Here is a 12,872-nt window from a genome sequence, read left to right as displayed (position 1 = left end):
TAGAAATTGTGTAACCTTGCATATCGTAACATGTTCAATGGTCCAGGTCAATTTAACCGCCAAGGTTATTTTTGCTTCAATCGTTCAGCGCGGTAATGATTTTCTCGGCTGCCAGCACATAATTACTATTTGCATTTTCTTTAATATAAAAACCGACTTGGTACTTGCCAGCCCGGCTGAAATCATACGTAAAATCGTACGTTCGGAACCAGAAGTTATCCTTCTGAGTCTTGAGCTCTTGAGACTGAATATCCTTAACCTCACCACTTGGATTGGTAATCGTCACCTTCACGGCAGCTATATCCGTCGTCAAACTGTCGACTTGTGAGAACACATTAAATTTCAACTTACCCACGTTTACGTTGCCAAACACGGTATCTCCCTTGAAGAGAAAAATATGTACATTCGGTTTGATAACCGTTACTCTCTTGTTTGTGCTATCCCATCTGGCGATTCCGCCCGCTTCCCTTACAGGTACATAGGTCGTTCCGTCAATCAGATAACCACCGTCAGCTGCTTCCTTGCCGTTAATGAGAACCCGAATCTTCTCGTTCACTGAATCTGCAAACAATAAAGACCCGCCGAGCAAGGAGAATACTGTGACACACAGCAAAATTCTTTTCCATTTCATTCCGTCAATATTCCCTCCCCTGCTGCTAGCTGTTGTACATTTATACTGCAGGTTCATCCACAAAGTTGCGCTGTTTTTCATCATTTTTCATTTTTTATCCAGAATATTTTCCACCCCTTGGAACGATCAAAAAGAGGCGTTCCTTGTTAAAGGACGCCCCTATAGTATAGTTGTTGGCAATACGTAATTATACGAACTTCTTCTGGGTCAATTTTATTATGCTGCTAACTACGAAGTATGACGAGTTAATATACAAGGTACGCCCTTGCCCACAGCTCCATCGGTTCGCATCCGTGCTGCATAATCCATTCCTCGTGTACAGGGGGTCTTGCAACGCTCACATACATCCGAAGTAACCAATTTCATGGATACACGAAGTTTGTCACTCTTTAACGCGGGAGATTTTTTTCCCTTTGCTTTTGCCATCCCGGATTCCCCATTTCCCCAATTGCTTGCTGATGTAATGCATCATATGGGGATTCGCCCGGTTGTGTGTCAAAAGGGGTAAACTTCGTGCATGATATCCTTAAATGAAACCGCCGTTTGCACGCAGCGTCTGTCCTGTAACCCATTGCGATTCTTCACTGACGAGGAATGAGATCACATTTGCAATGTCTTCCGGTTCACCCAGACGACCAAATGCATTCATTTTACGCATTCCTTCGAGCTGCTGCTCCGTCTTCCCAACAGAAAACAATTCGGTATTCACAGGACCTGGTGCAACAGCATTAATAGTGATTTGTCTGGAGCCAAATTCTTTCGCAAGCTGACGAGTAATCTGTTCAACTGCTCCTTTGGTACCTGCGTACACGCTGTATCCCGGAAACATCTGTCCAGTTACAGAAGTGGAGAAGTTAACGATTCGGCCCTGGTCCTCCATGTGTTTCAACGCTTGCTGACAAGCAAAAAATGTACCTTTTACATTAATCGCAAACTGCTGATCGAATTCTTCCTCAGTCACATCTGCCAAAGGAGTTGTCTTCATGATGCCTGCATTGTTGATCAGAATATCGATTCTTCCAAGCTGGTTAATCGTTTCGGAAAATAAACGCTCCACATCTTCCTTCCGGGCAAGGTCAGCCTGAACGGTAATGGCACGAACTCCTTTTTGGCGAGCAATATCTGCAACCTGCTCTGCTTTGTCGGGGCTACTCGTGTAGTTAATGACGACATCCGCGCCCATTTCAGCGAGTTGCTCAGCTATAGCACGTCCGATCCCCCGGGATGAGCCTGTTACAACGGCCACTTTACCTGTTAGCTTTTTCATTTACAATTACTCCCTCTCTTGTTCCAAATGTAATAATCCCTTTTCGATCAACAACCACACCTGTGCAAATTCCGCATCAATTGTAGGGCTTTGCCATTCATAGGCATGTGCCGGATGATGAAAACGAGCTGTAGCTTGAAGGATAGCAGTTGCAACCACATCTGGTTTGTTAAATTGGAAATGATTCTCCTGCTGGATAATCTCACTCAGATGACGTACAAGATGTTGCACATGTTTAGCGATAATATCTGCGGATTCCTGGGTTACCCGTGCGTACATTTCAAACAACTCTGCATCGGATTCGGCATAATGACGTTTACGAGCGATTAACACTTCTATATATACTTTCAAATGACGTGTTCCCTCACCGTTGTAACTCTGATCCTTAGCTATTGCCGTCAAAGGCGCGATAATCTCATCTTCGAGCCATTGTGCGGTCACGCCTTCAAGTAATTCTTTCTTGCTTTTATAGTGCCTGTAAATCGTACCGTGACTAACTCCAAGCAATTTAGCGACATCCGTAACAGATGTTTTGGCAACACCGAAGCGCCGGAGAGTTTCCTGCGTTGCTGCGATAATTTGTTCCTTGGTTAAAAATTCAGAAGTTTTGTCTTTATCCATATGATTAAGATGGTTGCACCATCCCCTAGTCACCTCCGTTGAAATTAGATTAACATACCGAATAACAAATGACAAATAATAATTTTTGTCATTTGTTATTCTTGATAATTTTATATGTACGAGCGTAAAAAAAAGAGCCCATTTAATATGGCCCTTATCCAAAGTTTTAATGTTTCTCTTTTTCTAGAACACGAATTTAAACAATACGAAGATCACCGCAAGTATCCCACCGAGAATTAGCCAATTGCTGATTTCCCACCAAATGCTTTTCCCTCCGGCTAATAGCTGTTGTTCATTTTCTTCATGACGCTGTTTGTGTGTATGTGATTCGGAGGCATGGGGCGGCTTGCTGAAGTCCATCATATACATTCCCCTTTCCAGCAACTTTAATCTTATTGTTCCAGTATAACCCATAATTGAGTGAGAATTTGATTATTCTTTGAAAAGTATTATTGAATAGACAATTCTTCTTCTGTGACCCATTTATGATTCTTCACCGGATCTCCGCCTGTGGTCGGGGTGTAATCAACCATATATACCGTCGTTTGCTCAACGGAGTCAATCGTTGCCTTAGCCCCTTTCATTCCTGGCATGTGGTCAGCGTTCAGCACAACCTCTGTTCCTGCTGCATACGGTTGATCCATATGGTCCTGAATTTCCTCTTGGATGACCCATTTATGGTTTTTCACAGTATCTCCTCCTGTGGTTGGTGTATACGAGACTGTATACGCTATTGTCTCATAGGCTCCCACAATGGTCGCTTCTGCACCCTTCATTCCAGCCATATGGTCCGTACTCATCACGGCCTGGCTGCCCACAGGATATGTTGGATTTTTCTTTTCCTGAAGCCCTTCCGGTAATTCTCCCGAATCCGAGTGGTGCATCTCTCCTGTGCTCGCTGTATGACTGTTACTACTGCTATTATGCTGCTCAGCATTCTTGCCACATCCACTTAACATCAGACTGCCCGTGATCAACGTAGTCAGCAATATCATTGCATACTTTTTCATGAGTTGCACTCCTTTGAACTTTCGATTTCTACTCTTATAATATACCCCATATGGGTATATTTCAATCGTGATCGATTTCTTTATCTATTTTTGTATATCGCAAAAAGAATTAAAAACATATCAAAAAACCTCCGATTTCTCGGAGGCCTTCAGTATGTTGAACATTATTTTAGAAAGATGCTTCAGACTTCAATAGTGAGGTCCAGAACAAAACCGTTTTATTCGCTCTGGCAAAGATTAGGCTAGTCCCACGGTAACATTAACGTTCCCTTTGATGCCTTTGGAATATGGGCAGTAGTCATGAGCAAGTTTGACAAATTTCTGTGCTGTCTCTTCATCCAGACCCTCAATTTTAACTTCAAGTTCAACTTCCAGCTTCACACCATTATCCGTAGGGTCCGTTACTAGCATAACTGTAGCCGATACGGTGCTTCTCTCAATTTCGACTTTGTGTTTCTTCAACTGAAACTCCAGCGCTGAATTAAAGCAAGCACTGTAACCTGCTGCAAACAATTGCTCGGGATTCGTAGCTGTCGTTACTTTGCCTCCCAGTTCAGGCGGGGCAGCGACATCAAGCATAAATACGTTATCCGGCGATTGCACAATCCCTTGACGTCCACCTGTATTGATAACTGTAGTTTCGTATAATGTTTTCATGAGTATTGTCTCCTCTGTATGTTTAAATTTTATTTTGTAAAGATGATATCTCTTTTTATTTTGCTAACAATTAGATTGTACACAATTTAATTGTGTTTGTAAATCGTTATTATTAAATAAAAAAAACAACCATTCCCTCATGTAAAAGCAGGAAATGGTTGCTCCGGAATTAATAAATATCTATTAATGATCCGAAAGTTGAATCTATCTAATTTAGTTTAACTTTTACATCTTCTTCTCAAAACCCTCCATCGGTGCAAGCGAATTCTGGTAGTCAGTCCCTTTCTGACTGTCGGTAGTAAAGTGCATGACCTCCCGAAACGAACCTTCCAGATAAGTCTGCATTGCCAAAGGGATACGCAGTTCGTCCATATCAGACGGAGAAATTTGGTAACGAATGCTACCAAGGTCACCTGCTTTTACCTTCTGTACCCATTTCGGCTCGCGAATCAATTCCCGTCCGAGTGCAGCCAAAGTTGCCCCGGCGTTGATAACTTCTTCTGCGTCTTCCGGCCGCTCAATCGATCCAATACCGATCAGAGGTTTTTTGTGATCCAAAACACGAACGAATTTAGTTAAGATCGGCTCCTTGTCATCGGGGTGATTTAAAGATGTTCGTTTGTAACTTCCCATCGACAGATGAATGTAATCAACTCGCGTGTCTGTCAGAGCCTGGGCAAAGGCCAAGGAGTCCTTGAGCTGGATGCCCGGCATATGAATTTCTTCCGGTGAAATCCGATAACCGAGGATGAAAGGTTTATCCGCATGGGCATCGATAACCGATGCAACCTCCTGAATGACTGCCAGCGGAAATCGCATACGATTTTCAAAGCTGCCACCCCACTGATCGGATCGTTGATTGGAATTGACGGAGAAAAATTGCTGCAACAGATACGTATTGGCCCCGTGAAGCTCTACTCCGTCAAAACCAGCTTGTATGGCCCGCAAGGTTGCCCTGCCGAAGTCCTTAATAATGCTTTCGATTTCCTCAGGTGTTAATTCACGCGGCGTCTCCGAGCCGATTGGATGTGCGGCAGCGATTGCACTCGCACTGGTGGGTTGAACACCTCTTAGCGTTTTGGAGTTCGTTTTGCGCCCTGCATGAAAGATTTGCACAATGGCTTTCGTTCCGTCTTTCTGAATGGCCCTTGCAATTTTGGACAGTCCTTTGATTGTAGAATCACTTGCGATGGATAGCTCACCTTCGAAGCCTTTTCCCCCTTCAGTTACGTATGCAACACCCGTAATGATCATACCAGGGCCACCAGCCCGTTCGGCATAATAATCGACTTCATCATTGGTAATTGAACCGTCGAAGAAACTGGACATCGTTGTCATCGGCGCCATGACCACTCTATTTTTTAGCGTAAAACCATTCGCAAATGTATAAGGCTGCAAGAAATTACGATTACTATTTTCCATATATATTCTCTCCCTTTATTAGGCTTGTTCGCCCTTGTCTCTGTTTCATGAGTTATTGTATAGTAGGGTGAAAAAAGAGTATAGTATGCACTTAAAAGGTAGATACTATCTAAAAGGAGAGTGGAATATGGAAACTGCTGAGGAAGTAAACGTTAAACCATTTTCACATGCCATGTCCTTGATCGGCGGAAAATGGAAAATGCATATCTTGTTTTGGTTATGGAAAAAAGAAACATTGCGATATGGAGAATTGAAAAGAGCCTTGGAAGGCATTACGCATAAAATGCTAAGCTCTCAGCTGAAAGAATTAGAGGCCGACCAATTAATTATCCGTACAGAGTATCCACAATTACCGCCAAAAGTAGAATACTCTTTGTCTCGTGAAGGATTAACGCTGATGCCTGTGCTGGAAATTCTCTGCGATTGGGGTAAACAGAATCTTGCTGATTTGCAGAAGAGTTAGTGAACATAGCGCAGCGAAGGATATAGCTTATTTCTTCTAATTTTCGTCCCCCAATTGTCCCCCAAGGCTTCATCATGTCATCTCAAAAAACTAGACAAAAGAAAAAAGCCCTTGCTGCGCAAGGACTTTTTGTTATGATCTGTAGTGGGCTCGAACCACTGACCCCTACCCTGTCAAGATAGTGCTCTCCCAGCTGAGCTAACAGATCATGATATCTAATTGTTTTCCAATCAAGTAACAGTATCATACCAAGTAACCGTGTTCATTGTCAATCGTTATATTGGTAATATTTTATTCGAATTGGTGCACAATAAAGGAAAGATTACCATTTTGATGACGAGGTGACTTCCATATGAGGAACATGAAAGAACGTAAACTGCGTTTATTTATCATAGCCAAAAACTTAGCCTGTCTGATTGCGCTTGTTGCATTAATATACGTTTCTGTCGGTTGTAGTTTGGAACGGGATGAACACACTGTACAATTCCAACAGTTGAAAGTACCCAATGAGGTTAATGATGACCTGCCCGTTTGGCTGGATGTGTATTCCAAGTCTGTTGTGCATGACGTTTACTCCCCACAAGGCAATGTTGAAGTCTTACCCTGAGGAGCATTAAGTCGCATTTCACTCATCTTCGTCCCACTTTTTGGAATATGCCTTCTTGGTCACATAATATAACAAAGCAATCATTCCGGCCGACATCAAAAGTGTGATTGCCATCACTCCCGCCATACCCATGGTTCGCACCTCCTCTCCCAGTATGTTCCAGACTTAACTATACAGGAAAAGCATTTTTTTGTATAATTCAGTCTGATAGCGTAGAGCAGAAAGAAGGTATGGAATTGGCAGCTGAGATTAGTTATGTAACAACTGAAGAACAACTCCAGAAAGCACTGGATATTCGTAATAATGTTTTTGTAATCGAGCAGCAGGTGCCTGCTGACATTGAGATCGATCAATATGATATTATCAGTCCTGATGTGCATCACGTATTGTTGAGTAAAGATGGACAGGCTGTAGCCACGGGGCGCCTGATCTATTACACCAAGGATACCGCCAAGATGCAGCGCATCGCTGTACTCAAATCTCATCGTGCGTTCGGTTATGGACGTGTGTTGCTGTTAGCCATGGAAGAACGGGCACGTGAATTGGGATTAGCCTACTCTGTTTTGGACGCGCAATGCCAGGCGCAGAAGTTCTATGAAAAGCTCGGATATGAAGTGATTTCGGAAGAGCCTTTTTATGATGCAGACATTCTGCATGTTCGTATGCAAAAGAGCTTGTAGATATCCTCTGCGTGCGATATGAAGTTATGTTATGCATACTTTTTTTTGATCCGGACAGGCTAAAGAGGTAACCAGATTCCTATTTGGTCAGATAAGGAGAGTGTGACATCATGGATCAAACGACACGCGAAAGCTTCACAGCAGTTCAAAAAAATGGTGACGGCGATCTGACTGCGTTCCAAACTTCATCTGGACGTGTGCTGGATTACCAACAGGCACTGGCAGAAGTAAAAGCAGGAGCAATTGCAGGTGTGAACGTCTTTAAAGGCAAAGACGGCGAAATGTACATTCGCGGCGACGCAGACGGCGACCCAACCAATAACCTTGATCAACTTCCTATCTTCTAATAGATGTTACGATGCCTAACAAGGCGCCAATCCGGCATTCCGGGTTGGCGTTTTTTACGTTTTAATATTCGGTAAAATATTTCACGGCATCGCCAGCAGGCTGGCTTTTGCGAATGGGTTGTGGTGCCTGCTCCCATGCTTGCAAAATGAGTATACCTTCGAGCGTAGACTTGTTCTCCCATACAATATGCTGCCTGCGCTCAAGCTCCAGCAGTGACTCATGAATGAACGCCTTGCTTCTTCCCGTCTTATTCTCCAGCTCATCCATTCGTGGCACTCTGCGCCGTTGGCCTGCATAATTCACAATTATACGCAAAATTTTGCGTTCAAAATCATTCAGCATATTTCTTCCTTCCCTTCCTTATGGAGTACGGGACGCCATGCCAGAATACCTTGTTCCAGAAATGTTCGGGGTGACCCCTCTTTTCCTGCGGATGCTCTAATCTTCCCTTCCCGTACACTGTTGATTCGAATCTGCCGCTGTGTAATATGCCCTGCACGATCCATGTAGACGAGCTCCACCATCTGACCAATATATTTCCCTAGCATAATCATCCCTCCAATAAGAACATGTGTTTGTTTTATTATTATATGCGAACATAAGTTCTTTATTCAATAACTAAAAAAAGGATTTTTTGAAATAAAAAAACCAGACTCACTCCCTTTCATAGGGAAGTCTGGTTCCTATCCTGCCTTGCTATGCAGATCATCTTCAGTTTAACGTCGATCCGATTCCGTGAATTGTACTTTTTTCAGCTGCTGGGTAGACGGGTTAAAATCAACATTCACAAATACAGCAAATTGTTTACCGTCTTTATTACGTACCCATAACTTGAACTGTTCACGGGACTGGTCTGCTGTTAACGAAGTGCGGCCAATATGTTTGTAATCCAAAATGTCCACGTTGTACTTGGTTTGTGTTTCTTTCACTGCAATGATTCCCCACTTCGCATAATCCGGAATCGCAGTTGCTGAACTGGTTGTTAGTCCACTTAAACTTAGTACCACTGTCATTAGGGCTACGATGAGCATTCTCATTTCATTCACTCCTTGGGGCAATGTTTACGTTAGCCTGCCCTGTAGAAGTTTATTTTACACCAGTAGACGAATGATAAACGTAATCGGTTGCTGGATCGATTGAATCGTACTGATCGCCATCTTATACCGTTCTATTGGTGATTTGAAGCTTATCCCCCAGTCACCATCCAATAAAAGATTTCGCGGTGGTGGATCTTCCGGCTTTTCCAAACCGTACTTTTCTATCAGCTTGTCTTTTCTTTGTTGATCCAACTCACTCGAATAATTTGCATATGCTGCCGTCACATCGCTACATCCAAAAACGACAAGCAGGAGGACACCCCATCCCACCATAATCCAACTTTTGCGCACTCTCAGTTTCTCCTTCATTAATTCAGATAATGACTACCATACTTAACTTCATTCGTCCTGATTGTACATAAATAACACGGGATTGGAAATAACAAATGTAGACTCAATTACATACGCCTTAAGCCTCATTTGCAAAATTATGGGTTTAGCGTATTCGATAAACGTGTAATAGGCCATGACAGCATCACTTCATTATTCTGAGCAATCATTTCGAGGAGGTTACACCCGAATGTTCAAACGTATGGATGAAATCGCAATTGAAATCCCCAATGTCGAGAGACCGGACCCGAATGCAGCGGCAGCGATACAAGAATTGCTGGGTGGTAAATTCGGAGAGATGTCAACGTTGAACAATTACCTCTATCAATCGTTTAATTTTCGTTCCAAAGAAAAATTGAAACCCTTCTACGATCTGGTGATGAGTATCACCGCCGAAGAATTGGGTCATGTAGAGCTTGTGTCTCATGGCATTAACAAATGCCTCAGAGGTTCCACTGAGTACAAAGAGCCTGACGATACACCACTTGGTTCCGTGAAGGATGCGCGTCTCTCCTATCATTTCCTGGCTGGCGCACAGGGAGCAATGCCTTTCGACTCCATGGGCAATCCCTGGACAGGAGCCAATGTCTTCAACAGCGGTAATCTGGTTGAAGATCTATTGCATAACTTTTTCCTCGAATGCGGAGCACGTACACATAAAATGAAAGTTTATGAAATGACCGATCACCCTGCAGCCCGGGCAGTTGTTGGCTATTTGCTGGTACGTGGTGGTGTGCATGTGGTCGCTTATGCTAAAGCGCTTGAAATCGCAACCGGAGTGAATGTAACCAAATTGGTGCCGATTCCATCCCTGAGCAACAAATCCTTTAACGAAGCGTGGAAATACGAAGAAAAAGGCCTACACACCAAGCTGTATACCTATAGTGATAAAGACTTTACTGCGATCAGTCAGATCTGGAAAGGGACACACCCTGAAGATGGACAACCGCTGGAAGTCATTCAAGGCGTCCCTGAAGGATACCCGATTCCGGAAGCTCCTGCAGTGGAAGAAGAATTCGCACCAGGTATTTCGCAGGAAGACTTTCAGGAAATTGCACGTCGTCTGAAGATGGCAGGAAATATTGCGGATTAAGGAAGCTTTATTGTAGTGGATGTATTAGTTGTTGTTGATATGGCATGAAAATGGATTAAGCCCTCGGATCTTGCTGCTTCAGTGGCAGGATCGAGGGCTATTATTGATATATTAAAACATGGATTTAATGCTGTTGATGAACTTTTGCCCTGTGTTTGACTCTGTCAGTGTAATGTCCCACATCACTATATTGGTCACCGGATTTGAACCATCGGATATTACTTTTATAGTCAGTTCATTAACTCCCTTTAACGGAGTTTGAAAAGAGTCAGGATGGTTCTCCCCACTGTTTGCTGATACAACCAAAGAATAAATTTCTGTGCCATCGGCGATAAAGCTTATTGTTATAGTCTCATGGCTTGCTCTTCGGACAACATCGTCCGGTATAGCGAAATAACCTTTCATATTTTTGTATTTTTGATTTAAGAGATATGAAAACTCATTCGTTTTTTGTTTTTCTCTACTGTACAGATTGATTTGAGGCTCGACATTGGTTTGGCCTACTGTAAAACTGGAGAGTTCTTCATCCCATACTACAGCCCCATCGCTCGAAACAATTTCATTCAGTGCAACACTTTTTCCGTCAACGTTATCTAAATAATGATTGAGGCCGCCAACAACAGTGATCGTACCTATTGAAAAAATAATCGCTGTCAGGAAGATTCGAATAAGTCCTTTTAATGTATTCCGATGATGCTTTACTATCCGCTGTGCTCCATATCCAACGGCAGCCCCTATAGTATTAATCAGGATATCGTCTATATCAAACGCACCTAAACGAGAAATCATTTGCAATGTCTCTAACATCGTAATACAGAGAATGAATATGCTGATAAAGCGAATAAACCCACAGCGAAAGAGGAGCGGAATGACCATCCCGAAGGGGATGAATGCTACAAAGTTCCCCATTTCAAAAAACCATATCTTAAAATCTCTCCCCATTGGAAAATGTAAAGGAATTCCTTCAGGGGTTAAGCTGTATCGCCAGCCCTGATCAGGACTGGCCGAGCTTCTATCGAAGCCCAGGAATAAGAAATACAATGTTAAACAAGTATACAAAGATAAAAATGTGATGATGAATTTTCTTGACTTTCCTTGATACAAAATAAAAATCACACCTTCTTTTTTTCAATAAACTTCCACATCATCAAATCATTCCACGCTACAATCTGCAGGACTCACGTTGCTCCTTGATTTCTTGGTAACCCTGAGAGGTTGTGCCGTTCAAGGTTGTTTGCACTGCTGCTTCGTATGAACTTTTCTGAATCACAAAATTACATTGCTTGTTATTGTATTTTATTCAGTAGTGGTATTATAACCTCATCCAATTCTTCAAGCATCTCACTTTTTGTAGGATTTTTCAAAATTCTTTCCAAATCATCCTTTATTACTATTAGATATCGCGAAGGCAATCTTCTGATTAAACCAGTAAGCATAAAATATTCCCACTGTGGATCTTTGGTTTTAAATACATTTTGAATATGAGGAATAAGTTCTTCTCCAAATCTTAAAAGTAAATCTTCTACGGATCTGGCAATGGGCCAATTCCCATCTTGCAACCACTCCATAAGCTCAGGAATGATATCTCTCAACTCTTCATTACTTAATTCACTTAACTTACGCACCGCTTCATAATCATGTTTGTCGCGGGGAAGCCATTCTCTAACATTCAGACCTATCTCCTCTTTTCATCCAACATTGAATTCCTAGATCCTTACTCCTGCTCCGATACTGGCTCAATGTCTTCTACTTTTACTTCAATCTGATCCTGAGTATCCGTCGTTGACATTGCATCTCGCATACGAATGGTCCATGTTCCTATATGCTTATCGAAATCAACATTCTCAATTACAGGAATACGTACTTGCTCTCCGTCTGATGAGTACAATCCAGCCCGGATGGCATCCTCCTCACTCATATGAGCTCCATCTGGATTGGCCGGGCAAGATACAGCAATCGTTTCCGCTCTGGCCTGCCCGGGATAGGGCTGATTTTCCGGGCTGCCATCCGTCCAAATCTCAACATAGGAGCCGATCTGCGGATTAGGCGCATTGGAGAACCATTTTGCCGGATAATACCGACTTTCTCCTTTGTTCGCACCGAAGTCTTCATATGCAGGATCAACCACTAGAATAGAATTGCCATCGCGGGCAACCACATAACCAGTGAATCCATCTTCACTTGGTGTATTCGCTTGAGTTTGCACTGAATTACAATCGATATGTCTTGAACATCCAGTAAGGCATACGATTAGGATTGAGAGCGATATCAGTACTTGACGAAGATGGGACATATGTAAATCCCCCTTATTTAAACCTATTTCTAATTTCAACGTTCAATATATGCTTATAGTTGCATGCAAACTTACGTTTATCATAAACATGAGGGCAACAAAATCACTTCTTTCTGTACTGCTTATACCCATACCTTCCCCAGATCACTAATGCAACGCATAACAAGAGAGCACAGTATCCCCATGTCAAAAACAAAGCCAGTCCCAATCCAATGTTGGCTCCTATATATCCCCCTCGTAACTCCGTATATAATGCATACCCCAATGGGACGCTACCTAAAATAAAAAGTCCGATTAACCATCCGCCCCAACGTTTAACAGATCCCTCTCTATCCTTGGAATTCTTTTGGATG

General features: G+C 42.7%; 19 protein-coding genes and 1 tRNA gene. 5 read left to right on the top strand and 15 right to left on the bottom strand.

Features of this window, described 5'->3' with window-relative positions; translation table 11 throughout:
• Window positions 1-76 precede the first annotated feature (76 nt).
• From MHB84_RS22500 to MHB84_RS22470, 7 genes are all read right to left on the bottom strand, one after another.
• A complete protein-coding gene (locus MHB84_RS22500; RefSeq protein WP_076288201.1) occupies window positions 77-631 on the bottom strand; it encodes a copper amine oxidase in 555 nt (184 codons plus the stop codon).
• Window positions 632-1,157: 526 nt separating this feature from the next.
• Entirely contained in the window at window positions 1,158-1,898 is a 741-nt protein-coding gene (locus tag MHB84_RS22495) for an SDR family oxidoreductase (protein WP_076288199.1), read from the bottom strand.
• A 6-nt stretch (window positions 1,899-1,904) separates the two neighbouring features.
• Complete coding sequence (locus tag MHB84_RS22490) at window positions 1,905-2,519, bottom strand: TetR/AcrR family transcriptional regulator (protein ID WP_076288198.1); 615 nt, start codon at window positions 2,517-2,519, stop codon at window positions 1,905-1,907.
• A gap of 183 nt (window positions 2,520-2,702) precedes the next feature.
• On the bottom strand, window positions 2,703-2,879 hold the full coding sequence (locus tag MHB84_RS22485; RefSeq protein ID WP_175383128.1) for a hypothetical protein: 177 nt from the start codon (window positions 2,877-2,879) through the stop codon (window positions 2,703-2,705).
• An 89-nt stretch (window positions 2,880-2,968) separates the two neighbouring features.
• Window positions 2,969-3,529: a YdhK family protein gene (locus MHB84_RS22480; protein WP_076288197.1), complete on the bottom strand. Its 561-nt coding sequence runs from the start codon at window positions 3,527-3,529 to the stop codon at window positions 2,969-2,971.
• Between the two features lie 237 nt (window positions 3,530-3,766).
• Window positions 3,767-4,186, bottom strand: a complete 420-nt coding sequence (locus MHB84_RS22475; protein WP_064636540.1) for an organic hydroperoxide resistance protein — start codon at window positions 4,184-4,186, stop codon at window positions 3,767-3,769.
• 225 nt (window positions 4,187-4,411) lie between these two features.
• Complete coding sequence (locus MHB84_RS22470) at window positions 4,412-5,608, bottom strand: NADH-dependent flavin oxidoreductase (protein ID WP_076288196.1); 1,197 nt, start codon at window positions 5,606-5,608, stop codon at window positions 4,412-4,414.
• 127 nt (window positions 5,609-5,735) lie between these two features.
• Here MHB84_RS22470 and MHB84_RS22465 point away from each other — a divergent pair, with 127 nt between their 5' ends.
• On the top strand, window positions 5,736-6,071 hold the full coding sequence (locus tag MHB84_RS22465) for a winged helix-turn-helix transcriptional regulator (RefSeq protein ID WP_076288195.1): 336 nt from the start codon (window positions 5,736-5,738) through the stop codon (window positions 6,069-6,071).
• A 135-nt stretch (window positions 6,072-6,206) separates the two neighbouring features.
• Here MHB84_RS22465 and MHB84_RS22460 read toward each other — a convergent pair.
• Window positions 6,207-6,279, bottom strand: a tRNA-Val gene (locus MHB84_RS22460).
• 144 nt (window positions 6,280-6,423) lie between these two features.
• Here MHB84_RS22460 and MHB84_RS22455 point away from each other — a divergent pair.
• The 3 genes from MHB84_RS22455 (at window position 6,424) to MHB84_RS22445 (ending at window position 7,705) form a co-directional block, all read left to right on the top strand.
• The gene (locus MHB84_RS22455) at window positions 6,424-6,678 is read left to right on the top strand and encodes a hypothetical protein (protein ID WP_076288194.1); all 255 of its coding nucleotides are present in this window, start codon (window positions 6,424-6,426) and stop codon (window positions 6,676-6,678) included.
• Window positions 6,679-6,914: 236 nt separating this feature from the next.
• On the top strand, window positions 6,915-7,358 hold the full coding sequence (locus MHB84_RS22450) for a GNAT family N-acetyltransferase (protein WP_076288307.1): 444 nt from the start codon (window positions 6,915-6,917) through the stop codon (window positions 7,356-7,358).
• Window positions 7,359-7,468: 110 nt separating this feature from the next.
• Window positions 7,469-7,705, top strand: coding sequence for a DUF3892 domain-containing protein (locus MHB84_RS22445; protein WP_076288193.1), 237 nt, complete (start codon window positions 7,469-7,471; stop codon window positions 7,703-7,705).
• A 61-nt stretch (window positions 7,706-7,766) separates the two neighbouring features.
• Here the strand turns inward: MHB84_RS22445 and MHB84_RS22440 are convergent, their stop codons facing one another.
• The 4 genes from MHB84_RS22440 to MHB84_RS22425 all read right to left on the bottom strand — a co-directional run bounded on the left by MHB84_RS22440 (window position 7,767) and on the right by MHB84_RS22425 (window position 9,094).
• Window positions 7,767-8,048, bottom strand: a complete 282-nt coding sequence (locus MHB84_RS22440) for a hypothetical protein (RefSeq protein WP_076288192.1) — start codon at window positions 8,046-8,048, stop codon at window positions 7,767-7,769.
• The gene (locus MHB84_RS22435; protein WP_076288191.1) at window positions 8,042-8,254 is read right to left on the bottom strand and encodes a hypothetical protein; all 213 of its coding nucleotides are present in this window, start codon (window positions 8,252-8,254) and stop codon (window positions 8,042-8,044) included. Before MHB84_RS22435 ends, MHB84_RS22440 begins: the two co-directional genes overlap by 7 nt.
• Before the next feature lie 168 nt (window positions 8,255-8,422).
• Window positions 8,423-8,743, bottom strand: a complete 321-nt coding sequence (locus MHB84_RS22430) for a DUF3889 domain-containing protein (RefSeq protein ID WP_076288190.1) — start codon at window positions 8,741-8,743, stop codon at window positions 8,423-8,425.
• Window positions 8,744-8,797: 54 nt separating this feature from the next.
• A complete protein-coding gene (locus MHB84_RS22425) occupies window positions 8,798-9,094 on the bottom strand; it encodes a hypothetical protein (protein ID WP_076288189.1) in 297 nt (98 codons plus the stop codon).
• Window positions 9,095-9,323: 229 nt separating this feature from the next.
• Here MHB84_RS22425 and MHB84_RS22420 point away from each other — a divergent pair, with 229 nt between their 5' ends.
• Window positions 9,324-10,226, top strand: a complete 903-nt coding sequence (locus MHB84_RS22420) for a manganese catalase family protein (RefSeq protein WP_076288188.1) — start codon at window positions 9,324-9,326, stop codon at window positions 10,224-10,226.
• A 111-nt stretch (window positions 10,227-10,337) separates the two neighbouring features.
• Here the strand turns inward: MHB84_RS22420 and MHB84_RS22415 are convergent, their stop codons facing one another.
• From MHB84_RS22415 to MHB84_RS22405, 3 genes are all read right to left on the bottom strand, one after another.
• Window positions 10,338-11,342, bottom strand: a complete 1,005-nt coding sequence (locus MHB84_RS22415) for a VanZ family protein (RefSeq protein WP_341143064.1) — start codon at window positions 11,340-11,342, stop codon at window positions 10,338-10,340.
• Window positions 11,343-11,512: 170 nt separating this feature from the next.
• A complete protein-coding gene (locus MHB84_RS22410; RefSeq protein WP_076288186.1) occupies window positions 11,513-11,899 on the bottom strand; it encodes a DUF5071 domain-containing protein in 387 nt (128 codons plus the stop codon).
• 41 nt (window positions 11,900-11,940) lie between these two features.
• Window positions 11,941-12,432, bottom strand: coding sequence for a DUF3221 domain-containing protein (locus MHB84_RS22405; protein ID WP_341143063.1), 492 nt, complete (start codon window positions 12,430-12,432; stop codon window positions 11,941-11,943).
• Window positions 12,433-12,872: the final 440 nt, after the last annotated feature.

The sequence above is a fragment of the Paenibacillus sp. FSL F4-0087 genome (genome assembly GCF_038020215.1).
GTDB lineage: Bacteria > Bacillota > Bacilli > Paenibacillales > Paenibacillaceae > Paenibacillus > Paenibacillus taichungensis.
This window is presented reverse-complemented; position numbering and strand designations above follow the sequence as displayed.

Coding starts and splice junctions, on each gene's coding strand:
- MHB84_RS22455 (WP_076288194.1), top strand. CDS start 6,424: ATGAGGAACATGAAAGAACGTAAACTGCGTTTATTTATCATAGCCAAA.
- MHB84_RS22465 (WP_076288195.1), top strand. CDS start 5,736: ATGGAAACTGCTGAGGAAGTAAACGTTAAACCATTTTCACATGCCATG.
- MHB84_RS22420 (WP_076288188.1), top strand. CDS start 9,324: ATGTTCAAACGTATGGATGAAATCGCAATTGAAATCCCCAATGTCGAG.
- MHB84_RS22500 (WP_076288201.1), bottom strand. CDS start 631: ATGAAATGGAAAAGAATTTTGCTGTGTGTCACAGTATTCTCCTTGCTC.
- MHB84_RS22470 (WP_076288196.1), bottom strand. CDS start 5,608: ATGGAAAATAGTAATCGTAATTTCTTGCAGCCTTATACATTTGCGAAT.
- MHB84_RS22480 (WP_076288197.1), bottom strand. CDS start 3,529: ATGAAAAAGTATGCAATGATATTGCTGACTACGTTGATCACGGGCAGT.
- MHB84_RS22495 (WP_076288199.1), bottom strand. CDS start 1,898: ATGAAAAAGCTAACAGGTAAAGTGGCCGTTGTAACAGGCTCATCCCGG.
- MHB84_RS22430 (WP_076288190.1), bottom strand. CDS start 8,743: ATGAGAATGCTCATCGTAGCCCTAATGACAGTGGTACTAAGTTTAAGT.
- MHB84_RS22490 (WP_076288198.1), bottom strand. CDS start 2,519: ATGGATAAAGACAAAACTTCTGAATTTTTAACCAAGGAACAAATTATC.
- MHB84_RS22475 (WP_064636540.1), bottom strand. CDS start 4,186: ATGAAAACATTATACGAAACTACAGTTATCAATACAGGTGGACGTCAA.
- MHB84_RS22435 (WP_076288191.1), bottom strand. CDS start 8,254: ATGCTAGGGAAATATATTGGTCAGATGGTGGAGCTCGTCTACATGGAT.
- MHB84_RS22445 (WP_076288193.1), top strand. CDS start 7,469: ATGGATCAAACGACACGCGAAAGCTTCACAGCAGTTCAAAAAAATGGT.
- MHB84_RS22485 (WP_175383128.1), bottom strand. CDS start 2,879: ATGGACTTCAGCAAGCCGCCCCATGCCTCCGAATCACATACACACAAA.
- MHB84_RS22440 (WP_076288192.1), bottom strand. CDS start 8,048: ATGCTGAATGATTTTGAACGCAAAATTTTGCGTATAATTGTGAATTAT.